Annotated in this window: 25 protein-coding genes; 6 read left to right on the top strand and 19 right to left on the bottom strand. The window is 42.2% G+C overall.

What is annotated here, in order from left to right:
* Positions 1–168: 168 nt before the first annotated feature.
* On the bottom strand, positions 169–1,389 hold the full coding sequence (locus NQ508_RS00840; protein ID WP_044919688.1) for a substrate-binding domain-containing protein: 1,221 nt from the start codon (positions 1,387–1,389) through the stop codon (positions 169–171).
* A 353-nt stretch (positions 1,390–1,742) separates the two neighbouring features.
* Here NQ508_RS00840 and NQ508_RS00835 point away from each other — a divergent pair, with 353 nt between their 5' ends.
* A complete protein-coding gene (locus tag NQ508_RS00835) occupies positions 1,743–1,913 on the top strand; it encodes a DUF362 domain-containing protein (RefSeq protein WP_006427022.1) in 171 nt (56 codons plus the stop codon).
* Positions 1,914–2,109: 196 nt separating this feature from the next.
* The gene (locus NQ508_RS00830; protein ID WP_006427023.1) at positions 2,110–2,475 is read left to right on the top strand and encodes a hypothetical protein; all 366 of its coding nucleotides are present in this window, start codon (positions 2,110–2,112) and stop codon (positions 2,473–2,475) included.
* On the opposite strand, the gene dnaB is transcribed toward NQ508_RS00830, so the two are convergent.
* The 10 genes from dnaB to NQ508_RS00780 form a co-directional block, all read right to left on the bottom strand.
* Positions 2,449–3,798, bottom strand: coding sequence for a replicative DNA helicase (dnaB, locus tag NQ508_RS00825; RefSeq protein WP_022416342.1), 1,350 nt, complete (start codon positions 3,796–3,798; stop codon positions 2,449–2,451). The genes NQ508_RS00830 and dnaB overlap by 27 nt on opposite strands.
* Positions 3,799–3,811: 13 nt before the next feature.
* Positions 3,812–4,261: a 50S ribosomal protein L9 gene (rplI, locus tag NQ508_RS00820; RefSeq protein WP_006427025.1), complete on the bottom strand. Its 450-nt coding sequence runs from the start codon at positions 4,259–4,261 to the stop codon at positions 3,812–3,814.
* Positions 4,261–6,324 carry a DHH family phosphoesterase gene (locus NQ508_RS00815; RefSeq protein ID WP_006427026.1) on the bottom strand — a complete coding sequence of 688 codons (2,064 nt, stop codon included), beginning with the start codon at positions 6,322–6,324 and terminating at the stop codon, positions 4,261–4,263. The genes rplI and NQ508_RS00815 overlap by 1 nt, the downstream gene beginning before the upstream one ends.
* A 179-nt stretch (positions 6,325–6,503) precedes the next feature.
* Complete coding sequence (gene galE, locus NQ508_RS00810) at positions 6,504–7,526, bottom strand: UDP-glucose 4-epimerase GalE (protein WP_055304092.1); 1,023 nt, start codon at positions 7,524–7,526, stop codon at positions 6,504–6,506.
* Positions 7,527–7,537: 11 nt separating this feature from the next.
* On the bottom strand, positions 7,538–8,656 hold the full coding sequence (locus tag NQ508_RS00805) for a phosphotransferase enzyme family protein (RefSeq protein ID WP_006427692.1): 1,119 nt from the start codon (positions 8,654–8,656) through the stop codon (positions 7,538–7,540).
* Positions 8,656–9,582 (bottom strand): nucleotidyltransferase family protein, encoded by a 927-nt coding sequence (locus tag NQ508_RS00800; protein WP_044920103.1) that lies wholly within the window; start codon positions 9,580–9,582, stop codon positions 8,656–8,658. Before NQ508_RS00800 ends, NQ508_RS00805 begins: the two co-directional genes overlap by 1 nt.
* 181 nt (positions 9,583–9,763) lie before the next feature.
* On the bottom strand, positions 9,764–11,707 hold the full coding sequence (locus NQ508_RS00795) for a DUF5107 domain-containing protein (RefSeq protein WP_006427695.1): 1,944 nt from the start codon (positions 11,705–11,707) through the stop codon (positions 9,764–9,766).
* Positions 11,708–11,805: 98 nt separating this feature from the next.
* Positions 11,806–12,690, bottom strand: coding sequence for a carbohydrate ABC transporter permease (locus NQ508_RS00790; RefSeq protein ID WP_006427696.1), 885 nt, complete (start codon positions 12,688–12,690; stop codon positions 11,806–11,808).
* Between the two features lie 15 nt (positions 12,691–12,705).
* On the bottom strand, positions 12,706–13,611 hold the full coding sequence (locus NQ508_RS00785) for a carbohydrate ABC transporter permease (RefSeq protein ID WP_044920094.1): 906 nt from the start codon (positions 13,609–13,611) through the stop codon (positions 12,706–12,708).
* A 95-nt stretch (positions 13,612–13,706) separates the two neighbouring features.
* A complete protein-coding gene (locus NQ508_RS00780; protein WP_006427698.1) occupies positions 13,707–15,014 on the bottom strand; it encodes an ABC transporter substrate-binding protein in 1,308 nt (435 codons plus the stop codon).
* A 194-nt stretch (positions 15,015–15,208) separates the two neighbouring features.
* Here NQ508_RS00780 and NQ508_RS00775 point away from each other — a divergent pair, with 194 nt between their 5' ends.
* Positions 15,209–16,126, top strand: a complete 918-nt coding sequence (locus tag NQ508_RS00775; RefSeq protein ID WP_044920096.1) for an AraC family transcriptional regulator — start codon at positions 15,209–15,211, stop codon at positions 16,124–16,126.
* A 301-nt stretch (positions 16,127–16,427) separates the two neighbouring features.
* Here NQ508_RS00775 and nagB read toward each other — a convergent pair whose 3' ends face one another.
* The 8 genes from nagB to NQ508_RS00735 form a co-directional block, all read right to left on the bottom strand.
* Positions 16,428–17,180 (bottom strand): glucosamine-6-phosphate deaminase, encoded by a 753-nt coding sequence (gene nagB, locus NQ508_RS00770; protein WP_006427700.1) that lies wholly within the window; start codon positions 17,178–17,180, stop codon positions 16,428–16,430.
* 38 nt (positions 17,181–17,218) lie between these two features.
* Positions 17,219–17,869, bottom strand: coding sequence for a carbohydrate-binding family 9-like protein (locus tag NQ508_RS00765; protein ID WP_006427701.1), 651 nt, complete (start codon positions 17,867–17,869; stop codon positions 17,219–17,221).
* A 139-nt stretch (positions 17,870–18,008) separates the two neighbouring features.
* Complete coding sequence (rpsR, locus tag NQ508_RS00760; RefSeq protein ID WP_006427702.1) at positions 18,009–18,275, bottom strand: 30S ribosomal protein S18; 267 nt, start codon at positions 18,273–18,275, stop codon at positions 18,009–18,011.
* A 59-nt stretch (positions 18,276–18,334) separates the two neighbouring features.
* On the bottom strand, positions 18,335–18,799 hold the full coding sequence (locus NQ508_RS00755; protein ID WP_006427703.1) for a single-stranded DNA-binding protein: 465 nt from the start codon (positions 18,797–18,799) through the stop codon (positions 18,335–18,337).
* A gap of 20 nt (positions 18,800–18,819) precedes the next feature.
* Complete coding sequence (rpsF, locus tag NQ508_RS00750) at positions 18,820–19,107, bottom strand: 30S ribosomal protein S6 (RefSeq protein ID WP_006427704.1); 288 nt, start codon at positions 19,105–19,107, stop codon at positions 18,820–18,822.
* Between the two features lie 129 nt (positions 19,108–19,236).
* On the bottom strand, positions 19,237–19,431 hold the full coding sequence (locus NQ508_RS00745) for a DUF951 domain-containing protein (protein ID WP_006427705.1): 195 nt from the start codon (positions 19,429–19,431) through the stop codon (positions 19,237–19,239).
* Positions 19,431–20,267 carry a class B sortase gene (gene srtB, locus NQ508_RS00740; RefSeq protein ID WP_006427706.1) on the bottom strand — a complete coding sequence of 279 codons (837 nt, stop codon included), beginning with the start codon at positions 20,265–20,267 and terminating at the stop codon, positions 19,431–19,433. Before srtB ends, NQ508_RS00745 begins: the two co-directional genes overlap by 1 nt.
* 37 nt (positions 20,268–20,304) lie before the next feature.
* The gene (locus NQ508_RS00735) at positions 20,305–21,594 is read right to left on the bottom strand and encodes an L-cysteine desulfidase family protein (RefSeq protein ID WP_006427707.1); all 1,290 of its coding nucleotides are present in this window, start codon (positions 21,592–21,594) and stop codon (positions 20,305–20,307) included.
* A gap of 220 nt (positions 21,595–21,814) precedes the next feature.
* Here NQ508_RS00735 and NQ508_RS00730 point away from each other — a divergent pair, with 220 nt between their 5' ends.
* The 3 genes from NQ508_RS00730 to NQ508_RS00720 are packed head-to-tail and all read left to right on the top strand — an operon-like array spanning position 21,815 to position 23,841.
* Positions 21,815–22,186, top strand: a complete 372-nt coding sequence (locus tag NQ508_RS00730) for a TFIIB-type zinc ribbon-containing protein (protein WP_006427708.1) — start codon at positions 21,815–21,817, stop codon at positions 22,184–22,186.
* Between the two features lie 9 nt (positions 22,187–22,195).
* The gene (locus tag NQ508_RS00725) at positions 22,196–23,140 is read left to right on the top strand and encodes a DUF5685 family protein (RefSeq protein ID WP_006427709.1); all 945 of its coding nucleotides are present in this window, start codon (positions 22,196–22,198) and stop codon (positions 23,138–23,140) included.
* Positions 23,137–23,841, top strand: coding sequence for a DnaJ domain-containing protein (locus NQ508_RS00720; RefSeq protein WP_006427710.1), 705 nt, complete (start codon positions 23,137–23,139; stop codon positions 23,839–23,841). Before NQ508_RS00725 ends, NQ508_RS00720 begins: the two co-directional genes overlap by 4 nt.
* The last annotated feature ends 26 nt before the right edge of the window (positions 23,842–23,867 follow it).

Raw genomic sequence — 23,867 nt, 5'->3', positions numbered from 1 at the left:
CCGGTTAAAAATCATTTGTCTGAGCGATCAGCGAGTTATGATTTTTGACCGGCTGCTTTTAGGCCGATTTTTTTGCTTTAGATGTTCCCCATGATTGAATCCGCACAGCAATCCCTTCTATACTTTTATTCAGGACCGGGGTAAGCCGCCATGATACATTAAATTTTCCTACTTACTATACAGAATCTTCTGCACCTCATCCGTCTTCAGATTCTTTTTCGTCACCCATGTATATCCCGTATTAACCACAGCCTCATTTCCCATATTCAGAGAAGCCCTTGCTGCAGCCACAACGGTTGCATATCCCATGCCAAATGGGTTCTGTACGATCAGTCCGTTAACTTTACCGTCTTTCAGACCCTGAATCTCATCATCGTTGGCGTCGAAGCCGATGACTTTCACTTTTTTCTCCATTTTATTTCTTTCCAGACCATCGACTGCAAGTTTTACGGAATCCCCGTTTGCAGCAAAGCAGCCTGTAATATTTGGATGTTTTGCAAGGATATAATCAACTACCTGATCTTCAGTGATACTGTCTGCTGTTACAACATCTTCTCCTGTGAGCTGTCCCTCCGGAAGTTCACTGTCTTTTGGTCGGTAGGTTCCTGCATTGATCTCATCGGATACTGTCTTCTGCATATTGCTCAGTTCATCCATGTGGTATACATTGACCACTGAAATATTCGGATGATTTGCTTTCAATTCTTCTGTTACAGCTTTTTCTCTCTGAAGAGCTGCCTGTGATTTGGAATCCTGAATGAACAGCACCGCTTCTCCGCTGTCGCCCATCTCTTCCGCAAGTCTCTGTGCCGCTTCCTTTCCTGCAGCTACATTGTCTGTGGATACATCTGCAGCCACACCCTGATAATCTGATCCGGAATCAAAAGTTACGATCGGAATCTCACTGTCTGTTGCAAGATCGAATTGCACCTGGCATGCCTGCAGGTCTACGATCGAAATGCCCACTGCGACCGGATATCTGTCCAGTTCTTCATCCAGAAGATTTACCTGGTCATCGACATTATCTGCTGTATCCGGTGCATTAAATGCTACTTTCACCTTATCTTTTCCTGTATACCCAAGATTTGTATTAATATCTTCCGCAGCCTGCGCTACACCTTTTTTCACTTCATCCCAGTACTGTGTTCCGTTCGCTTTTCCGATAATGGAAATATAATCGCCTTTTTTCAGCTTTAATCCGTCCGTATTATTATATGCCGCCGGAGTGATCAGATCTAATTTCCCCTGATATGCGTTTTCTTCTGTCTTAGTTGTATTCTTTTCTGACTCAATCTTTTTCTCTTCATCGGTTGCTTTTGATGTCTGCTGACATCCACATACAAGCAGTGCTGTACCCAGCAGCATGGCAATGATTCTTTTTTTCTTCATTTTCCTCTCTCCTATATCTGGTATCATTTCTACTTATACTTAATACTTCTAACTTTTGATTATATTTTTTTCTTATATTTTTTCAGCACCATATACTATACACCAAAACAGTGAAAAATTGTTGAAATTTTTCTTAATTTTCCTCTATGACTTTTATATTTCTGTAGAAATACTTTTTTCCCCTTTATTGTGATAGCTTTTTCTAACATAAGTTAGCTATGACTAAACTTTTATGTATTTCTAAAAAAACATTCTATTCCCTTGTTTATTTTTATTTTTTGTATTATTATAAGAACAGAGACAACGAATTGGATTATGTCTAGAATATTTAATCTCAAAGGAGGGTACATACTATGGCACACGTAATTGGTGATGAATGTGTAAGCTGCGGATCTTGCGAAGCTGAATGTCCAGTAGGAGCTATCGCTCAGGGAGCAGATCATTATGAGATCGATGCTGACGCTTGTGTAGATTGTGGCGCTTGTGCTGCTCAGTGTCCAGTAGGAGCAATTTCTGAAGGTTAATAACGCAGAATAAGTAAGATAAGAATGCACGGTACATTTTGTATCGTGCATTTTTTTGTTTTGATATTTTGTATATTATTTCTTTTTTAATAAATTTATTTCTCTCGACGGATTCTGACGAATTCGGTGATCTTTCCTGTGCTATGATACATTTACCCATAAGGGACAAGTATTATAAGATAAGGGGGTATCTAACATGGGAAATCATATGAATACTTTAGAACAGATAAAACGTGAGACCAGAGATGATGCCAGACTGTATGCCTGTATCCGGGATCTTTATGATCAGGGAGTTTCTCTCTCTGATTTAAAAGCACTGATTCCCGATATCAGACGGACCAGAGAACAGTTACAGTTAAAACGCATGCTGCAGAATAACAACGAAGTTCTCATGGCAATGTTCAGTCAGGAGATGTCCTTTCTTCTGGATGCAAAAGAACGCCATGAAGAATTAGAATTCAAAAAACTGGATCAGTTGATCCGCCAGCAGCAATCCTTCCGGAAAGCATCGGCCGAAACCGGTCCAGTTAAGAAATTAAAAAGAATCTTCCTGTCTGCTTAAGTTGGCAAACTTTGTATATTCGCCAAGCCAAGCCAGATTAACGGTCCCTACCGGGCCGTTTCTTTGTTTTGCGATAATTATTTCTGCCTGTTTTTTGAACTCTGAATCTTTATTGTAGTATTCGTCTCGATAAATGAACATTACCACGTCCGCATCCTGCTCGATGGCTCCGGATTCACGAAGGTCCGAAAGCATCGGTCTTTTATCCGGACGGCTTTCTACCGCACGGCTTAACTGTGACAGGGATACTACCGGCACATTCAGCTCTCTGGCAAGTCCCTTTAACTGTCGGGAAATGTCTGAAACTTCCTGCTGTCTGGACTCCGAACTTCTTCCCACACTTCCGGTCATCAACTGCAGGTAGTCAATGATGATAATATCAAGTCCGTGTTCCAGTTTGTACTTTCTGCATTTCGATCTGAGTTCTGAGATAGAGATACCCGGAGTATCATCAATGATCAGCTTCGACTGACCGATAATCCCAGCTCCTTCTATCAGTTTCTCCCAGTCGGAATCTTTCATATTACCAGTTCTCAGGGACTGGGCATCTACCTGGGACTCCAGAGAAAACAGTCGATTCACCAGCTGTTCTTTTGACATCTCCAGACTGAAGATTGCTACTGCTTTATTCTTCTTAAATGCCATATACTGCGCAATGTTTAATACAAACGCCGTTTTTCCCATAGATGGACGGGCTGCGATCAGAATAAAATCTGACGGCTGAAATCCGGAAAGTTTATAATCCAGATCAATGAATCCCGTCGGTATTCCCGTAACGGTTCCTTTACTCTTAGACGCCTTCTCAATCTTATCTAATGCATTTAAAACAACCTGTTTGATCGGTACGTAATCACCGGTCGTACGTCTCTGTAATAACTGAAACATGGATTTCTCTGTCTGTTCCATAATCGACTCTACCGGCTCTTTTCCCGCATAGCACATATTTTCAATTGATTCGTTCAGTTTAATCATCTTACGCATTAACGACTTATCTGCCACGATCTGTGCGTAATATTTCACGTTCGCAGAAGTCGGCACTGCTGTCACCAGGTCTCTGACAAATTCCAGACTGGCAATCTCCGCCGGTACGTCCTTTTCCTTCAGTCTTTCCTGCAAGGTGATCAGATCGACCGGTTTTCCTTCATTGAACAGTTCGATCATCGAATCAAAGATCACTCCGTATGACGCCTGATAAAAATCATCACCACTGATGATTTCTCCTGCAGTGGTGATGGCATCTTTATCCATAAGCATGGCGCCGACCACAGACTGTTCTGCTTCGATGCTGTGTGGCATGACTCGTTTGATGAGTGCTTCTTCCACGCCTGAATTCCTCCTATGCTTCTTCTTTTACAACAACTTTCAGCTCTGCTGTTACCTTTGGATGCAGCTTAACCGGTACATTATGGGTTCCCAGTGTTCTGATTGCTTCTTTTAACTGTACTTTCTTCTTGTCGATCGTAAGATTCATCTGCTTTTTAACCTCTTCTGCGATCTCTTTTGAAGATACGGAACCGAATGCTTTGCCGCCTTCTCCCATCTTGATCGCAACTTCGATCTTACCTGCTTCGATCTTCTTGCCAAGTTCCTGCGCATCTTCATACTGCTGCTGTGCAATCTTATCGTCGTTGGCTTTCTTTAACTTCAGGTCATTTAAGTTCTTTCCGTTGGCTTCTACACCTTTATTTTTCTTTAAGATAAAGTTTCTTGCGTATCCGTCGCTGACGTTTACGATCTCTCCTTTTTTACCAAGTGACTTTACGTCTTCTGTCAAAATTACTTTCATTACAAGTCTCCTCCTTCTATCATCTCGTCAATCACCTGTTTTAAGCAAGCTACCGCTTCATCCATATCCGTATGGTTGAACTGCGCTCCCGAAGCGTTCATGTGACCGCCTCCGCCCAGACGTTCCATGATGATCTGTACATTGACCTCATCGATCGAACGTGCGCTGACGTATATTCTTCCATTATATTCGGTTAATACAAATGATGCCTTGATCTCACTGATATCCAGCAGTTCATTTGCTGCCTGTGCCCCGATGATCGTCGGGCTTTCGATGTGAAGATCCACACCTCTTGCGATGGCAAATTTATTATGATAAACCTCCGCGCTGCTGATGATCTCTGCTTTCGCTCTGTAAGATTCCATGTCATCACGGAATAATTTTCTTACCAATGTGATATCTGCACCGCATCTTCTTAAGAATGCCGCTGCTTCAAAAGTACGGACTCCGGTACTATTCACAAAGTTGTTGGTATCGATCATGATACCGGCATACAGGCTGCTCGCCTCAATCTTTGGAATCTTGATTCCGTCTACGATATACTGCAATACTTCTGATACCATCTCACATGCCGATGATGCATACGGTTCAATATAAGACAGCAGCGCATTGTCGATATTATCACTGCTCTGTCTGTGATGATCCAGAACCACGATCGTCTTGGTCGTCTTCAGAAGTTCCTCACATTCTGTCATCATCGGACGGTTCGTATCTACTACTACAACCATCGAATTCTCATCCGCCATATTCATCGCCTGTGACGATGTCAGGAACAGATCGTCCGGGTAATTCGAATCCTGTTCGAATAATTCATATAATGGTCTGAGCGATGCAGATACTTCATTAATTACAATATAAGCACGTTTTTCCAAAGCCAGTGCCGCACGGTAGATTCCCATTGCCGCACCGAACGCATCCACGTCTGTCAGCTTATGTCCCATAACAAAGATCTTATCTTTGACCGTGATAAATTCACGCAGTGCCTCTGCTTTTACACGCGCCTTTACACGGGTATTCTTTGCTGTCTGTTCACGTTTGCCACCATAATAAGTCACACCGTTACAGTCCTTGATAACTGCCTGATCGCCGCCTCTTGCAAGCGCAAGATCAATCGCAACACGTGCATAGTTGTAACTCTGCGCATAAGAATCAGAACTCAGTCCAAGTCCGATACTTAATGTCGCCGGGATTCCATTTCCGATATTTACGGATTTTACATCGTCCAGCAGGGAGAACTTATCTTCTTCCAGCTGTTTGAAGTAAGATTTCCGGATGATGATAAAATATTTATCATTCTCCAGTTTCTTAACGATTCCGTCAACCTTCGCAATATACTGGTTGATCTTACGGTCTACCAGTGCCATCAGAAGTGACTGTCTGACTTCTTCCACACTGTCGATCACTTCATCATAGTTATCAATGTAAACCAGCCCGGCAACCATCCTCTGCTCTTCGTTCTCTCGGATAATACGGTTAAATTCCGTAACATCCTGAAGATATACAGCTATAAAATATTCTTTTTCCTTTGGCAGCTCCATAAGCTGTTCTGTATCACTAAATCCTTCTACTGATACTCTCCGGATCTCTGCCTGATACTCTTTGTCATCATAATACACTTCCATTGTGACCGTCTGTTGGTCCTCTTTTGGAAATATACTCCGGTTCAATTCAGGAATGTATTTGCTGATATAAGCTTCTCCCTTGGGTTTACCTCCCAGGATTGCTTCAAATTCATCGTTCATCCAGATCGCTTTTCCATCATCCAACAGGATTGCATAAGGAATCGACAGTTCTCTCAGCAATGTATTCTGAACAATGCCATACTGTGCAGCAAACTCTACCAGGTCTTTCATAATGATGTTCTTACTGTAAAAATACAGTCCACCCACCATAATGATATATACGACTACAAATACGGCCATCAGGATTCCCGCTCTGTGATCCAGCTTATAAACCCACAAATCCATTGCTATGAGAAGCAGGGACATAATAGCCGGCCACTGGATGTAAAGTTTGAGTTGTCCTTTGAGCTGCACTTTTCCTTTTTCATTCTTCTTTTCCATGATTCTCGCCTCTGTGTGTGAGTATTTCTCACTCCTTTTGCAGTGCCTGTCAGTGATCTGATCATCCACTGCTCTTTACATACGTGGATATTATACCATTTATCCCCTGAAAAAGAAAGACGGGAAATCCTTAACGTTCTGTTAAGTATTTCCCATCATCCGGTGTTCATTTTTATGATTTATGATTCATATCCGTTTGGATTCTGTGACTGCCATCTCCATGTATCGGCACACATCTCATCCAGCCCTTTTTCAGCCTTCCAGCCAAGCACTCTTGCTGCCTTGGCAGGATCTGCATAACACATCGCGATATCTCCGGCTCTTCTTGGTTTGATCTCATATGGAATCTCTTTTCCACATGCTTTGCCGAATGCTTTTACCATATCAAGCACGGAATATCCAACACCCGTTCCAAGATTGATCACATCAAGTCCCGGATTGCTGAAGATATAGTTAATTGCTTTTACGTGTCCTTTTGCAAGATCTACTACATGAATGTAGTCACGGACTCCGGTTCCGTCCGGTGTGTCATAGTCATCTCCGAATACGCCGAGTTTTTCAAGCTTTCCTACTGCCACCTGTGAAATATATGGCATCAGGTTGTTCGGGATTCCCTTTGGATCTTCTCCGATACGTCCGCTTTCATGCGCTCCGACCGGGTTGAAATAACGAAGCAGGATGACATTCATATCCGGATTTGCCTTCTGTACATCTGTCATGATCTGTTCCATCATAGACTTTGTCCATCCATAAGGATTCGTACACTGTCCCTTCGGGCACTCCTCTGTGATCGGCATCTCTTCCGGACTTCCGTATACAGTTGCAGAAGAGCTGAATACAATATTCTTAACACCGGTCTGTTTCATAACATCCATCAGCGTCAGAGTTCCTGTTATATTATTACGGTAGTACTCTAATGGCTTCTGTACGGATTCTCCGACTGCTTTCAGTGCTGCACAATGGATAACCGCATCTACGCCTTCTTTTTCCAGCATTGCCTTCAATGCAGCTTCATCCATTACATCCCCTTCATAAAATGTAATCGTCTTTCCGGTAAGCTCTTCTACCCTTTTTAAAGATTCTTTAGATGAATTACAAAGATTGTCATATACAACCACTTCATATCCTTCATTCAGAAGTTCCAGTGCCGTATGACTTCCGATATAACCGGCTCCTCCGGTAATTAATATTTTCTTGGCCACAATAGTACCTCCTAGTTGTCACTATACTTTTTCACGATTTCGTTCATAGTATACCACTTTTGTTCCATGTCTTCAACAAGCTTGAACTGGGTACGGCAGCGATCCAGATTCTGACCTTCTCTGTGTATTTTAAAATATTTGTCTCCCTGCAGATAATCCGTCAGGAAACGCATGCCACACTCAAATGTCATAACCTTAGCACCCATCGGCATCAGCTCGATCTCTTTTTTCGTAAGTTTTCCGTCACAGCCTTTTAAGAATCCTTTCGTATATAATTCAAACAATTCCATACTGCAGGATACTTTCGAAAGATCCCTTTCATCTTCCAGTGCAGTACTCGCACCAAAACGGATAGAATCCCCGAAATCATTCATGGCAAGCCCTGGCATAACCGTGTCCAGATCGATCACACAGATTCCTTTACCAGTCTTATCATCTATCATTATATTGTTAAGTTTTGTATCATTATGTGTAACACGAAGCGGAAGCTCTTGTCTGTCTAACATTTCCGCGAAGTAGTCTGCCACATCTTCTCTGTCCAGAACAAACTGAATTTCTTTCTGAACGTCGGCAGCTCTTTTCATTACGTCTTCTTCCACAGCTTTCTTAAACAATGCGAATCTGTTGCGGGTATCATGGAATTTCTCGATCGTCTCATGCAGTGTGTCCGCAGGATAATCTGACAGGAGACTTTGAAAATTACCGAATGCTACTGCACTTTCATAAAACTGCTCCGGCTTTTCTACGATATCATAACTGCTCGCATCGGTGATAAATTTATAAGATCTCCAATAGTCACCCTTAGAATCTACATAATACGGTTTCCCGTCGGCCGCCGGAATCACATTCAATGTTTCACGTTCCGGGTCGCCACCATTTTCAATAATTTTCTTTTTTAAAAATGAGGTGACTCCCATAATATTTTCCATCACCTCTACTGGTTTTGGAAATGCTGTTGAATTCATTCTCTGCAGAATAACTTTGATTCTTCCCATATCCGCAATATCGAATACCAGAAGATACGTATCATTAATATGCCCACTTCCGTATGGACAGTCTTTTATCAATGTTCCTTCATATTTGAAATGTGCAATTGCTTCATCTCTTTGTTCCCGTGTTACAGGATGCATTATTTTCCCTCCCAAAGATGCTGCGGATACAGTCCTTCGTCCTTCATTCTCTGAATGGCTGCTACCACAACCGGTTTATCTTCTTTATAAGTTACTCCATACCATTTGTCTGCGGATTTCAGCACAGATACTGTTGCCTTGTCTTCTGCAAGAAGGTTGCTGACTACAGTCGGCAGGAAATACTCGCATTTCATCGGATTCTCTTTCAGTCCCTTGTCAAGAAATGCCGGAAATCCTGCTTTGATCTCTTCTAAGATGCTCTTTGTAAATCCCCACATATTCATAGATACTGTTGTATCATCCGGTACCTGTACCCATGTGTTACCGTCGTCTTCTGTGTATGCAACACCGCCGTTGTATTTCTCAATTCTGGTACGCTCTGTGACAGATACCAGTTCTCCGTTCTTATTTGTCTCACATATACCTCTGGATACATAGCCATTGTCTGTTACAGTATTGGCAAGATGATATCCCACCATTGTATATCTGTACTTGTCATCATCTACATGTGTAGACAGATAATCGTAGATCAGCTTGAATGCTTCTACTCCATAATAGTCATCTGCATTGATGACTGCGAATGGTCCATCGATCTCATCCATACAGCTGTATACGGCATGTGCCGTTCCCCAAGGTTTTACACGTCCTTCCGGTACTTCATATCCTTCCGGAATATTATCAATATTTTGATATGCGTATGCAACATCCATGTATTTCTCCATACGCTTTCCTACATGCTCTTTGAATTCGTCTTCGATCTCGTGTTTGATAATAAACACAACTTTTTCGAATCCTGCCCGCTTTGCATCATACATAGAAAAGTCCATGATGATATGTCCGTCGTTATCGACCGGATCTAACTGTTTCAGTCCGCCATATCTGCTTCCCATTCCTGCTGCCATGATCACTAATACTGGTTTATTCATTATAATTTCCTCCATGTCTTTAGGATCTTTTGTTTCCAGATTCATTGTATTACAACTGTTTCCAGAAATCTTTATCCTATATTTTCCTTAATTTGCACGATTTACGTTGTTCATTTGCCATCTTATTATGTACTTTTTTCTCTCTTCTGGCAATCCCTTCCCTGTAAATCTTAATGCCCCATTAATTTGCATGAAAGTCATAACGATACGGCAGCTTCTCTTTATCCTGATGCAGTTCGTGATTCAATATCATCCACAGGTCCTGCAGATTATCTTCTCCTTCTCTTACATCATCCACTACTATACCTTTCTCACTGTTCAATAAGCTGTCTGCCTCTTCAAACCGTCCAGTTTTCACAAGTGCCAGCACACGATAATACTCTATCCGTCCGACTCTTTGCAGTTCTTTATTCAGTCCGTCATACTGTTTTAGAATTGCACGATAAGCTTCACAGCGGCTTAAAATCTTAAGTCCTTCTTTCTGATAAGAAAGACTGTTCTTTTTTAGCTCCATACCTCTTTGTATGTAAAGCGCCGACAGATTCTTATTCTCCTTTCCAAGACACAGACATGCCAGTCCGTGCAACGCCCATGGATTTTCACAAAGTGCTACTGATCTCTCATACATTTCTTTGGCAACTGTATCATTTCCTTTTCGGAATTCAAGGATTCCGATATGATAATATGCATACCAGTTCTTATGATTTGGCGCATCTGTTCCAAGTGTTGTCTTCTTCAGATAAGTTAAGAAATCCTCCCCCGTCCAGAATGCATCCGGTTCCTCTTTTGGATCAGGACAGTGCAGATTCCCTGTTGTAAAGAAATGTTCCCACTGTTCCATTGCCGGTGTTCTTCTTATGAATTCCAGATGTGCTGTTCTTTCGGAACTTTTTCGAAATGCACCATATTCACTTCCCGGTGTCACCAGTTCTGCCTTTGTAAGTGCCATTGCTTTTGATTCTTTCAGTTGTTTTTCCAGCTTCCCGATCAGATCATGTTCTGCCAGGTATTCTGTTACACATGCCCTTCTTTCTTCAAATGACTGTGCAAAAACATCTGCCGATAATTCCTCCGAATGTGCCGGTCCGTAACATTCCATCCATTCCCACGCGGTATGCGGTGCCATAGGAATACAGCCATACTGTGTCTTTCCAAGTCCGGCCTGGATTTCTACATAACGTCCCGCATCTTTCGTCAGGAATTCCTGCCAATGATCAGATGCCGTATTATTTCCCCAGGAGAATAATTTTCTTCCCTGCAATCTTTTCGTTGAAAATTGAAGAAGTCCCTTTCCATCTCTGTTCACATTTACAATATATTTTGGTTCCTCTTCCGGAATGTGAAAGAAATAATCCACACTTCTTGGAATCTTCTGATAATCAGAGATATCCGTGCCATCCACCATCGGCACCGGAACCTTATAACAATAGGCACCTCCCGAAGAATATGCTTCTGCTGCCGGAACGGTAATATGCCCTTGATCATATTCGGGTACCGCCATATTACTCCACCAGTACATCGGTATCACTTCTGCGCTGTCATTGACGATACGCATTCTGCATTTCAGATATGGACATCCTTCTTCCAGCCAGAAGTCCATCTGCCAGGTAACACCCCTGATCCGTTCATATTCATACATACGGAGCACCGGCTCTCCCTGCTCTGTCTGCGTTCTTGCAACATATAAGCTTTCTGTTGTAAATGGATGGTGACCGATTATTCCAAGATTCCATTCCACTCCGCCGGAGAACCATGCATTACGGACCGCAAGATTACTGAACTGCAGCACATCATTTGTATAAAGCAGGTTCATGTTCTCTTTCTTATCCCATAATTCCCATAATCTTCCACCATAATCCGGCAGGAATACTGCTTCGATCCGGTCATTTTCCAATACTGCCGTTCTTATCTGCTTCTCTTTTAATATTCGCGAATAATTATTTCTCTGCCGGTATGGATATGCATCCGCCAGGCGTCCATATCTTTCATATATCTCATCTGTTTCATCCAGATAAAATGTCAGTGAATTCTGTAAAATCCTTTCTCCCAAAAGATCCGGCACACAGGATTCCTCGCCAAGATCAGCTGCCTGCATATTTTTATATTCAAATCGAAGTTCTGACATATTCTTCCCCTTTCTGAGTATACAAGAAAAAGCTGCCAACCATGACTACCTCCATTCATGGTATAGCAGCTTCATCACGTTCGGTCCCCGGGATCCCTCTATCCCTTGATTCCTCCTGTTACTCCACCGATAATCTTCTCTGATAAGAACAGATAAAGAATAAAGGTCGGAAGGAATACAATGACAACCGCTGCAAACATTCCTGCCCAGTTGCCTGTGTACTGCATTGACTGAAGCATTCCATACAGTCCAACCGCTACCGGTCGTAATGTATCATTGTTTGCAAATATCAACGACAGGAAATATTCATTCCAGATGTTGATAAAGTTAAAAATCGTAACTGTAACAATTCCAGACTGAGCCATCGGGAACATAATCTTCCAGAATGTCTTCGTCGGAGGACACCCATCAATTGCTGCCGCCTCTTCATATGTACGTGACAGATTCGAGAAGAATGTCAGCAGAAAGATCGTGGTATATGGAATATTGATTCCGATATACAGGAAGATCAAAGTTACTTTGCTGGCAAATACACTGTTCAGGATTCCGAGATTGGCAACCACACTAAACAGTGGAAGTACAATCATTGTGATAGGAATTCCCATTGCCGATACAAAACTTGTCTGGATTATTTTGTTACCAAGAAATGTAAATCTGGCCAGTACATATGCCGCCGGCGCGCAGATTAAGATCAGCAGGAAACATGATACCAGTGAATACAGCATAGAGTTCATAAAGAACGTTGCCACACCACCGGATCCCCATGCCTGCACATAGTTTTCAAAGTGCAGTCCGGTTGGAAATTTCAATGCTTTTCCCGCAAAAATGTCTGTTGTTGTAGATAGACTTGCCGCAAGAATCCATCCAAGCAGCATAAATGTAAAGATAACCCACAAGATAATCACAATGTATCCGGGAGCCAGTTTCATTTCTTTTTTCCAGTTGATCTTCTGTCTTACTTTTTTCTCTTTTTCTTTGGCCATAACTGCTCCTCCTTTCTAAAATTCAAGGTCATCATCTTTGATCAGTTTATTACAGATTGAGAATACGATTACTACGCACAGACACAGGATGATGCCAATCGCGGCTCCATATCCTGCATTTCTCTCTGTCACCGCATTTCCTGCACCAAATGTATGCATGTACATATACTGTACCGGAACGATCGTTGCTTTATCCGCAGTAACAGTAGAGAACAACTGCGACCATACGAAGAATGCTGCCGTACTTACCGTCCACATTGTAATATTGGTTTTAAATACGCCTTTTAAAAGAGGCATTGTCATATATCGGAACTGCTGAGGTTTGTTTGCACCGTCGATCGTTGCCGCCTCGAACAGATCCGGGCTGATTCTTTCAATTCCGCTCATCCAGATCAGCATATGATATCCGATCATTCCAAAACAATATGCAAAAAGCAATGCCCAGAATTTGTGATCTGAGTCCAGCCACGGAGTTTTTGCAAGTTTATGTAATCCCAGGGAATCCAAAACCGACTTCAAAAGTCCGAACTTGGAACTGTATACATACTGCAGCCACATCGTTGCAAGCGCTACCGCACTGACAATATTCGGAAGATAAATGATCGCACGGAAAAATTTCTTTCCACGGATTCCGCTTGTCAGAATTACTCCGAATAGCAAAGACACGGATAATACGATAATTCCGCCCAGTGCCCAGATTTTCAAAATATTCATCATTGCTGTTTTAAAGATCGCTGTCGTAAACAACTTCTGGTAGTTGCCTAATCCAACAAACGTCCACCATTCCATTGTATCCGTTACTGACTCGATCTTATACATACTCATCATAATAGTTCTGATAATCGGATACAGGAATACTATGAGGAAGATAATTACTGCCGGAGCAAGAAAACCGACGATCATTTTTTTATTCTTCTTCACGTATATGCCTCCTTTTACTAAAATATGGTGGCCGCGTAGTAACCGCCCTGCCACCATATTGATCACTAACTAGTCTCTTTTATTACTGTCTGATTTTACTGTCCTGCTGCTTCTTTCATTGCTTTGATGAATCCTGCTGCATCAAGTTTGCCAGAAGCAAGTTTCTGTGTGTTTTCCTGAAGTACAGGTGTAATATCGTTGTTGCTTTCTACGCCTGCTGCCCAGTCATAGTATGTTGTTGTTGCATCGAATGCTTCTTTTACTCCTGAAAGTTCTGTCGGCCATGCATCTGCATTGGCTTTGTCTGTTGGGATACACAGAGCTTCTTCTGTCATCTTCTTATCGAATTCGCCTGTTGTGATATACTCGATAAGTTTGAATGCCTCGTCAGACATCTTAGAATCTTTGTTGATTGCAAGTACCTGGTTTGCAATGTTGTTAGCTGTGTTATCATCCTTTCCGTCTGGAACTGATGGATAATTGAAGTAACCCCATTCAAGATCGTCTGCTACAGAATCTTTTGCTTCGTTTGGAAGCCATGATCCACAGATAACGATTGCTGCATCACCAGGAGCGAATTCCTGATTCTGTCCTGCCGGATATTTGTTTGTTGCGATATTTTTTGAGAAGTAACCTTTCTTAGCGAAATCAGCAAAGCTTTCTGCTGCTGCTTTTACTTTTTCATCATCCCATGTTACAGATTCGCCGTTATACTCTTCTCCTGTTACCAGAGATTTTACTCCATCCTGTCCGATATATCTTGCAAGGTGATATCCGATGAAGGATGTCAGGTAAGCATCATCTGCTGTGATAGGTGTGATTCCTGCATCTTTTAACTTCGCACAAGCTGCATCTAATTCTGCCCATGTAGTTGGTGTAGATTCGATTCCTGCTTTTGCAAATAATGTCTTGTTATAGAAGAATCCAAAGATAGATGGCTGATAAGGAATACTGTGTAAAGTATCGTCTCCGTCATGTGTCTGTCCGTATGCATTACGTGCGATCTTGAACAGTGTCTCATTACCATGCTCAGATTCATAATCTTTTGCCATATCTTCCAGATCTAATAAGTATTTTCCCCAACTTCCGTTTACACGGTTAACATCTTCATCAAACAAATCAATCTGCTGTTTTGCGCTCAAAGCCGGCTCCAGTCCCTCTCTCTGTCCGGTACGTCCCTTGAACTGTACATCAACCTTAACACCAGTATCTTTTTCATACTTACTGATAGCTTCCTTGATAACCTTTGCCTGTGGTTCATCCTCACTCCACATAGCCCAGTATACAAGTTTGTCCCCACCTTTGCTGCTTCCACTGTCTGAACCTGATTTGCTTCCACATCCTACAACCAGTGAAGCTGCCATTGCCACGCACAGAAGTGCGCTCACAATTTTCTTTTTCATAACACGTTTCCTCCTATTTCGTATCGTTTGTTGTTAAATCTATTCTAATACAATTTTGCACAAAAATCTTTGTCTTATAAGTCTCTTAATTTGTACTATCTGCATTTTTTCTTTGATTTTTGAACAAATTCATTGTATGATATTGTATAGATTTTACAAAACATATTTTTAATTTCGCACAAAGGAGAACAGACATGGCATACTACGGTGTAAACTTACACGATTCAATTACATTAGGGAGAATCTTCAGTATTCACTATTTTGAATATATGAGTGATTTCAGTTTTGAGGGAGAATCTCATAATTTCTGGGAATTTGTCTGTGTAGATAAAGGAGAGGTCGATGTGACCCGTGGAAAGAATCATACAATTCTCAAAAAGGGTGATCTTGTTTTTCACAAGCCAAATGAATTTCATAATGTCAATGCGACTGGACACATCGCACCTAATCTGGTCGTCATTTCTTTTGAGTGTCATGACGATGCCATGTATTTTTTTAACGACAGAATACTGCGCATTGATGAGACAGAACGGAATCTTCTCGCAGATATTATAATAGAAGCAAGACGGTGCTTTGACTGCAGACTTGATGATCCGTATCTCCAGAATATGCCTTTAAAGGACTCCGATGTATTTGGCGCTCAGCAGATGATCAAACTATATCTGCAGCATTTCCTGATCCATCTGATCCGCCGTTACTCCAACCCTGTCGTTCTTCCAAAGAAGCTTTTGAAAACCGAGGCACCTAAAGCGACCAAAAGCAAGAGCGATGCCGAGGTTTTCAACCGTGTTACCGACTACCTGGAAAGTCATCTGACCACACATGTGACTATTGATCAGATCTGTAAAGACAACCTCATCGGGCGCTCCCAGCTTCAGAAAATTTTCAAGGAGCATTGTAATCTTGGGATTATCGAATATTTTTCCATGTTAAAGATTAATGCAGCCAAGGAATTGATCCGTACCAAACAGATGAACTTCACTCAGGTTGCCGAGCACCTGGGGTATACTTCCATTCACTATTTCTCCAGACAGTTCAAGAAAGTTGCGGGGATGACACCATCGGAATATGCTTCTTCGATTAAGGCGATGGCGGAGGGGGAATTTAAGTAGATTTTTGCTGTTTAATTGATTAACGAAGTTGGCCTTTCGGTCCTTGAAGAACACAGTATAGGACACTTCTTGTTCAGATTCCATGAGGAAGAAGTGTCCTATACTGTGTTCTTCAAGTCGTGACTGGCTGCGGAAGTTAATCAATTTAATAGCGGGGGCGGTAACAGAGCGAAATCCACTACTGTACAAAAAATAACAAAACGCATTGTAAATCCACTGCTTTTCCAAGGTTTTTGTGGTTATTTTTTATAACCTCTCGGTATCACAAGGGTAACGACCGCTTCATGCATTAAACAGCAATTTATTTTAATACTTCCGCATGTAATTCCACAATCTTCGCCAATGCAGCTTCATCCCCTACCAGCGTCACATCATTGTGCATCTGTAAGATAGATGCCGGAACTTCCGGTGTAACTGGGCCGAAGAAGGCTCGTTCTACAATGTCGGCCTTGGCTTCTCCATTTACAACTACCAGAATCTTCTTGGCCTGCATAATCGTCTTGATTCCCATCGTGTATGCCTGTTTTGGCACATCTTCTGCCGATGCAAAGAATCTTTTATTTGCCTCGATCGTGCTCTCTGTCAGATCCACGCAGTGTGTTTCTTTTTCAAATGCTTCTCCCGGCTCATTGAAACCGATATGGCCGTTATGTCCGAGTCCGAGTAACTGAAGGTCTACTCCTCCAAGTAAATGGATCAGTCCTTCGTATCTTCCACATTCTTTTTCCGCATCTGGTTCCATACCATTTGGTACATTTGTCTGCTCCGGATTAATATTAACCCGATCGAACAGATGCTGATGCATGAAGTAATAATAACTCTGATCATTTGTACACGGCAGTCCCTTGTATTCGTCCAGATTTACCGTAGTTACTTCCGAAAAGTCCAGATCGCCTTTATTATACCACTCAACCAGCTGATCATAGGTTCCGATCGGTGTGGATCCTGTTGCCAGTCCCAGTACACAATTTGGTTTCATGATCACCTGTGCAGAGATGATGTTAGCTGCCTTTCTGCTCATGTCTTTGTAATCTTTTGCTTTGTAGATTTTCATAATCTTTTGACCTCCCAATAATCTTTTGAATTAGCATTTTATATTTTCTTTTTATTCCCAGCTGTAATAACTGCCTCCGCAAAGTATTCCGGCAGATGAAAATTCGGATTCTTACTTTTTACATATTCGTATGATGCATAATGCTCATTTTCTTTTGTCTCACATATTTTATAAAAATTGCAGTTGAACTTTGTTCCCTCTTTCAGATATAGTTCTCCATATATACATTCCAATATTTCTATTGGAACCATCAAGCTTACATTCCACTGCTCTTCTTCAACTTCTGCCTTGCAGTTCAGCTTCTGAAGCATATCTGCCTCAAACGGCGTCCGCTCTGTTTTATTCTTTCCATAACCTGCCAGGATTGCACCATTCGCATTCATCTCAAAATTCAGATAAATATCTTGCCGCGATCCATCTCCAAAGTTAAATCTAAAAAAAGCTTCTACCGCACTGTCTTTATAGACCGGGTCCTGATCTTCCATATAAATTCGGAGAGGATTTTTCTCTAGACATACCAGTTTAAGATAAAATCCTTCTCCTTTTACAAATCCAATATAGCCATATGTTTTTGGAATCCTCTCCGTTCCCCATAACAGATGTCTGATTTCAAAAGGTTCTACTGTCTCTAATAATTCTTTACTTTCTATCACTTGAACTTCCATATGTTTTCCCCATTGCTCTGTCATTCTTTGCTCTCTCAATCTAACAAATATATATCCGAAAAGCAAGATTGTGCAAAGCGAAAGAGACAAACGTACAAAAAAATAAGTGAATGGTGACAAAAAACCGCCAGTGCAATGCACTGACGGTTCTCAATATTCAATATTAGTCCTGTACGTATGGCATAAGAGCGATGTGACGTGCTCTCTTGATTGCTACTGTAAGAGCTCTCTGGTGCTTAGCGCAGTTTCCAGTAATTCTTCTAGGAAGAATTTTTCCTCTTTCAGAGATGTACTTTCTTAATTTTGCTGTATCCTTGTAATCGATCTCGTTATTCTCTTTTCCACAGAATACGCAAACTTTTTTTCTTCTGCGTCCGCCGCCTCTTCTCTTGAAGCCGCCTTCTGGACGATTTCCTTTATCGTAAGCCATTTTGGTTTCTCCTTTCAACAAAATGAAATGCGGCAAGTACCACAGCACGGTACTATTGCCTAATTAAAAGGTAATTCCTCATCAATTCCATCCGGAATGTTCATGAAGCCGTCACCTGCATCAGATACTGGTGTGGCTGGTGCCGGAGCCGGTGATGGAGCTGCCGCACGGAAACTTCCTGCATTGGCGTCGCTTACTGCCTTGCTTTCAGCAAATTCCTGATCCTCTACAACAACATCTGTTGTGTAAACTTTCTGACCTTCTTTATTGGTATAGCTTCCTGTCTGAATACGTCCGGTTACGATAACCTTCAGTCCCTGACGGAAATATTTCTCAGCAAATTCTGCACTTCTTCCGAAAGCAACGCATCCGATAAAGTCAGCTGTCTGCTCTCCGTCGTTGTTACGTCTGAATCTGCGGTCTACAGCTAATGTATATCTTGCGATTGCTGTAGAATTCTCACCCTGTGAATATCTTACTTCAGGATCTCTTGTCAAGCGTCCCATCAAAATTACTTTATTCATATTATACCTCTACTTCCTGCTTATGCATCCTGTCTAACGCATAAAAATCTGATAACGTTGTCCATAATGCGAATTCTCTGCTCGATTTCGCTTGGAGTCTCAGCATCAGACTCGAAGTGGATGAAATAGTAGTATGCTTCTTTCATCTTCTGAATCTCGTAAGCTAATCTCTTCTTACCCCATTCATCAACGTCAGAGATCTGTCCACCGAAACGTTCAACTAATGCTTTCACCTTTTCGATTACCTGAGCTCTTTCGTCGTCTTCGATTTTTGCACTGACAACAACAGCTAATTCATATTTGTTCATGTCGTCTTGCACCTCCTTCTGGTCTTTTGGCCCCCGCTCATCTTATGTGGGAGCAAGGATTTCTGTCTCTATTTTAGGACAGAATTATTGTATCACGAGTTCTTATGTTACCATAAAGTCTCGATTTTTTCAAGCTTTTTTCTTCAAATCTTTTGTATTTTTTTCTACCAATTTACGGGCGATCATGATCTGATGTCCGCATCCCATACATTTCAGTCGGAAATCTGCTCCAACCCTTAGTATCTCCCATTCTTTACTTCCACATGGATGCGGCTTTTTCATTGTTACCACATCTCCTATTTCATAGGTATATTCTTTCTTCATCACTGTTTCGTCTCCTCCTCTTTTACCCCTCTTACAACAAACCGGTGATTATCACTGGCACTGGTACAGGTCGACAATGTAACGATCGTATCTGCCGTTGTCACTTCCACACCGGTATTATACAGAGAAGTACTCTGCGTCATATTCAAAAATTCCTGATATTCTTCATCTGTTTCAAATGTTGTCTGATACGATTCCGAAGTGTCGACTACCTGTCCTGCCGAATAAATATGATATTTCAGAATTCTTCCATCAACGGTATATATGTAAAAATATGGATTATTCTTCCAGAATTCAAGGGTATCATAATCCTGCAGGTGACGGAACATCGAACCGTCCCGCATTCTATGTCCATATATTACAGAGTTTTTATCCGAAAAATCCTTTTGATTGTCAACATTCAGGAAGATTGCTCCCAGCGTATTTTCGTTAGACGAAAATGTTTTCTTCAGATATTTACTGTTATCCGTTCCCTGAACAACCGGATAATTGATCTGACTCGGCTCATCCGGGAATCTGATCCATGCGATCGTATCCGGATTGATCTCCAGCAGTTTTTGAAAATCAACAGAAAATGTATCATCTCCGTCTTCACTATGATTTTTATCTTTATCATTTTTATTCTTATCATCCGTCACCGCAAGTTTCCGCACTTTATCATACTCACTTCTTCCATCCAGATAACCTTTTCCGATCTTAAACAGTTGAAAGCCCGACACACAGAATACGATCAGTGCGATCACAAGAATCACATTGGCGATTATATTCCCTTTTTTCTTCCGCTTTCTTCCGCGGTGATGTTTTTTTCTTTCATTGTCTGCATTTTCATTTCTCATTCCGGATTCGATCCCTCCCTGTGCTGTTCTATTTTCTTTACTTTTTCGATTCCATAATCTCTACGATCGTCTTTTCCGTCCCTGTCATTCCTGGGGATGCGATCATTCCCATGTACTTCATAGTTGCTTCCGGGGTCCTGCCGTTGATTCCATGAATATTTTCTATGCAGATATCATCCATTGCCATATCTGTTGCACGGAATGCTGCATCTACTGCCACGATCCCTTTCATCGTACATCCGTGATTGCCTCCGTCACAGATCATTCCGGTCAGACCGCTTGCCATATTCTGAATCACTTTTGTATGTTTTTCTCCATCCGCTCCCTGCAGATATGCCAGTCCACAGGCCATCCCGGTTCCGGCTGCAATCCCGCATCCGCAAAATGCCGATAATCTTCCTGAGTACTCTTTGATATACATCGTGATCAGATAGCTGAGTGCAGTTGCTCTCCACAGGGTCTCATCATCCGTCTTATCTTCATTGGCATGCCGATACGCATACAACGGCATCGTCGCAATGATCCCGTGTGCACCGCTCCCGGTAATGCTCATAGCCGGTCTGGAAAGGCCCAGAACCCTGGCCTCTATCGCACCGTTACACAGTAATTGCGCAGTCTTAAGCGCATCCCGGGATATGATCCGGTTGCCATTCTCACGATAAAGTTTCTTTGCGAACACTGCCCTGTCCGAAGCCAGTCCTTCTTTTAATAATTCCAGATTCATCGTATACGCTTTTTCTATAAACGCAATCTCTTCAAGCGGAACTGTATTTACATACCGCAGGATCTCTGCCAGGGAATATCCGTGAATTACCGGACGTGCCTGCTTTTTCCGGGATTCCTCCCTGTACATCTTATCTTCTGTCTCAAATATTACAATGCCGTCTTTTTCTATCTTTACGATATTCGTATGTGCATCCCGGATCATCACCTTACACCGGTTATTCTCCGTTGTCACCACGGCATCGATCGTGATCTCGGATCCGACATGATCCATAACCACTTCCACCAGACCGTCGCTCACCATCTGCGCCGCTTTCTCATCATCTTCCGGTGTGATATCTGCCAGCGATTCCAGTCCTTTTTCCGCATCTGCCGCTACCGCCCCAAGTGCCGCCGCATAATAGTTGCCGAATCTCTCCGAATTAGGAATTCCACAGGTAAATGCATTCTTGTACATACCGGAATTCAATGCCACATGTACATTTACAATCTTACCTTCCGTATATTTCTTCGCACTTGCCACGGCAAATGCGATAGCTCCCGGCTCGGTCACGCCAAGTGCCGGTTTCATATCTTCTCTGATCAGCTCCGTCAGTTTCTGCATATTCTGCCTCCTCCCCGTTATCAACCCTGTTCTACGAAATTAACATTCTTATCTTAACACATCCACCACAGTTTCTGCACTTTTCTCATCTAAAATCTTTAGAAATTTTAATACTCTGTTTATTGATTTTTCCTATTCCCGGCGTATGATTAAATGTATATTGCAAGTACTATTTTAAGAGGTGAATGAATTGAAACTAAAAGACAGATTTATACGTTTTATGTACGGAAGATATGGTGTTGATTCCTTTGGCAAATTTACCATCTGGGGATCCCTGATCCTTATGCTGATCGCAGGATGGACGCATCGGGGAATCCTTTCCTGGCTGGCATGGGCCGGTATCATCTATTCTTATTTCCGGATGTTTTCCAAAAATACTTACAAACGAGCCGCCGAGAATCAGAAATATCTGCAGATGACACGCGGCATCCGGACATTTTTCTACAGGCAGCGTAACATGATAACACAGCGCAAGACACACCACATTTACAAATGTCCGTCATGCAAACAGAAGATCCGTGTTCCAAAAGGAAAAGGCAAGATTGAGATCCGCTGCCCGAAGTGTAACACCAGATTTATCAAACGAAGCTAAGGAGTTCCCATGTTTGGTTATATTTCTATCAACAAAGCCGAGATGAAATTCAAAGATTATGATGTCTATCATTCTTATTACTGTGGACTATGCAAAGTCTTAAAAGAATGTTATGGTAGAAGAGGTCAGGTGACTTTATCCTTTGATATGACATTTCTTATGATCCTGCTCACCGGTCTTTATGAACCGGACACAAAGACAGAGATGGTCCGTTGTATTGCACATCCCATGCAAAAGCATGCGGCAAAGACCAATGAATTTACTGAATATGCCGCAGCCATCAACATGCTGTTATCTTATTATAAGTGTGAAGATGACTGGGCAGACGAACACAGGAAGAAAGCTTTTGTTGCCGCAAAACTTTTGCATTCAAAGATAAAGAAGATTGAAAAATTATATCCCGTAAAATGTAAGGTCATCTCAGAAAATCTCGCCCAAATCTCAAAATATGAGGCAGAAAATGAACAGAATCTGGATCTTATGTCCGGACTTTTTGGCAATATCATGGCTGAGATTTTTGCATACCGCCACGATGAATGGGAATCCTCTCTTCGTAAGATCGGATTCTTCCTCGGAAAATTCATCTATCTGATGGATGCCTACGATGATGTCGAAAAAGACATCAAATCCGGCAGCTATAATCCATTCAAGAAGGCATACCTGGACGATCCTGCATTTGCAGATGACTGCCGCAGCCTTCTGACGCTTATGATGTCGGAATGCTCCAGGGAATTCGAACAGCTTCCGATACTGCTGCATGCAGAGATCTTGCGGAACGTTCTCTATTCCGGAGTATGGAACAGATACACTGCCGTAACATCCGAAAGACTCGCCGGCAAGAATACACACAACGCTGCAGATACTGCTGACGGCAATTCCACTGCCGGTAGAACCACGAATGATAATCCACATCCTGACACAGATAATTCAACAACAGGAGATCAAGAACAATGACAGATCCATATAGTGTCTTAGGAGTATCCCGTGATGCTTCTGATGACGAGATAAAAAAAGCATATCGTAACCTCAGCCGAAAATATCATCCGGATGCCAATATCAATAATCCGAACAAGGATCAGGCAGAGGCGAAATTCAAAGAAGTCCAGCAGGCCTATCAGCAGATCATGAAAGAGCGGGAATACGGCTCTTCCGGGAATTACGGTCCATATAGCCAGAACGGATATGGTCCGTTCCGCGGCTTCTACGGAGAATACCGACAGGCCGGTAATGCAGGTAATGCAGGTCAGGAAAGTGAGCAGGATCTTCACTTAAGAGCTGCTGCCAACTTCATCAACAACGGCCGGTATCAGGAAGCAATGAACGTATTAAACGGAATCAACGAGCATACTGCCCAGTGGTATTACTACAGTGCGATTGCCAATTCCGGTCTCGGCAACAATGCAACGGCCATTCAGCATGCCAAAGAAGCGCTCCGCATGGAACCAGCCAACTATCAATACCAGATGTTAGTTAACCAGTTTGAAAGCGGCGGAAGCTGGTACCGCCAACGCCAGAATCCGTATACCACCACCTTCGGCGGCGGAAGCGACTGGTGTGTAAAATTGTGTATTGCTAACATCGTCTGCAACTTATGCTGCAGCGGCGGAATGTGCTGCGGTGCCCCGGGCGGTTACAGCGGCGGCCATTATATGTAACTCATGAAATTTCAATGTAATCCAGA

Source organism: Dorea longicatena (assembly GCF_025150085.1).
In the GTDB taxonomy this organism is placed as follows: Bacteria; Bacillota; Clostridia; order Lachnospirales; family Lachnospiraceae; genus Dorea_A; species Dorea_A longicatena.
The sequence above is the reverse complement of the archived record's forward strand: the minus strand, read 5'-3'. Positions and strand labels throughout refer to the sequence as shown.

What these genes read in the sequence shown, in the direction of transcription:
- NQ508_RS00725 (WP_006427709.1), top strand. Translation starts at nt 22,196, where the DNA reads ATGTTTGGTTATATTTCTATCAACAAAGCCGAGATGAAATTCAAAGAT.
- NQ508_RS00730 (WP_006427708.1), top strand. Translation starts at nt 21,815, where the DNA reads ATGTACGGAAGATATGGTGTTGATTCCTTTGGCAAATTTACCATCTGG.
- NQ508_RS00755 (WP_006427703.1), bottom strand. Translation starts at nt 18,799, where the DNA reads ATGAATAAAGTAATTTTGATGGGACGCTTGACAAGAGATCCTGAAGTA.
- NQ508_RS00795 (WP_006427695.1), bottom strand. Translation starts at nt 11,707, where the DNA reads ATGTCAGAACTTCGATTTGAATATAAAAATATGCAGGCAGCTGATCTT.
- rplI (WP_006427025.1), bottom strand. Translation starts at nt 4,261, where the DNA reads ATGAAAGTAATTTTGACAGAAGACGTAAAGTCACTTGGTAAAAAAGGA.
- NQ508_RS00830 (WP_006427023.1), top strand. Translation starts at nt 2,110, where the DNA reads ATGGGAAATCATATGAATACTTTAGAACAGATAAAACGTGAGACCAGA.
- srtB (WP_006427706.1), bottom strand. Translation starts at nt 20,267, where the DNA reads ATGAGAAATGAAAATGCAGACAATGAAAGAAAAAAACATCACCGCGGA.
- NQ508_RS00780 (WP_006427698.1), bottom strand. Translation starts at nt 15,014, where the DNA reads ATGAAAAAGAAAATTGTGAGCGCACTTCTGTGCGTGGCAATGGCAGCT.
- NQ508_RS00840 (WP_044919688.1), bottom strand. Translation starts at nt 1,389, where the DNA reads ATGAAGAAAAAAAGAATCATTGCCATGCTGCTGGGTACAGCACTGCTT.
- rpsR (WP_006427702.1), bottom strand. Translation starts at nt 18,275, where the DNA reads ATGGCTTACGATAAAGGAAATCGTCCAGAAGGCGGCTTCAAGAGAAGA.
- nagB (WP_006427700.1), bottom strand. Translation starts at nt 17,180, where the DNA reads ATGAAAATCTACAAAGCAAAAGATTACAAAGACATGAGCAGAAAGGCA.
- NQ508_RS00805 (WP_006427692.1), bottom strand. Translation starts at nt 8,656, where the DNA reads ATGCATCCTGTAACACGGGAACAAAGAGATGAAGCAATTGCACATTTC.
- NQ508_RS00835 (WP_006427022.1), top strand. Translation starts at nt 1,743, where the DNA reads ATGGCACACGTAATTGGTGATGAATGTGTAAGCTGCGGATCTTGCGAA.
- NQ508_RS00800 (WP_044920103.1), bottom strand. Translation starts at nt 9,582, where the DNA reads ATGAATAAACCAGTATTAGTGATCATGGCAGCAGGAATGGGAAGCAGA.
- NQ508_RS00745 (WP_006427705.1), bottom strand. Translation starts at nt 19,431, where the DNA reads ATGAAGAAAGAATATACCTATGAAATAGGAGATGTGGTAACAATGAAA.
- NQ508_RS00735 (WP_006427707.1), bottom strand. Translation starts at nt 21,594, where the DNA reads ATGCAGAAACTGACGGAGCTGATCAGAGAAGATATGAAACCGGCACTT.
- rpsF (WP_006427704.1), bottom strand. Translation starts at nt 19,107, where the DNA reads ATGAACAAATATGAATTAGCTGTTGTTGTCAGTGCAAAAATCGAAGAC.
- NQ508_RS00815 (WP_006427026.1), bottom strand. Translation starts at nt 6,324, where the DNA reads ATGGAAAAGAAGAATGAAAAAGGAAAAGTGCAGCTCAAAGGACAACTC.
- NQ508_RS00775 (WP_044920096.1), top strand. Translation starts at nt 15,209, where the DNA reads ATGGCATACTACGGTGTAAACTTACACGATTCAATTACATTAGGGAGA.
- NQ508_RS00790 (WP_006427696.1), bottom strand. Translation starts at nt 12,690, where the DNA reads ATGGCCAAAGAAAAAGAGAAAAAAGTAAGACAGAAGATCAACTGGAAA.
- NQ508_RS00765 (WP_006427701.1), bottom strand. Translation starts at nt 17,869, where the DNA reads ATGACAGAGCAATGGGGAAAACATATGGAAGTTCAAGTGATAGAAAGT.
- NQ508_RS00720 (WP_006427710.1), top strand. Translation starts at nt 23,137, where the DNA reads ATGACAGATCCATATAGTGTCTTAGGAGTATCCCGTGATGCTTCTGAT.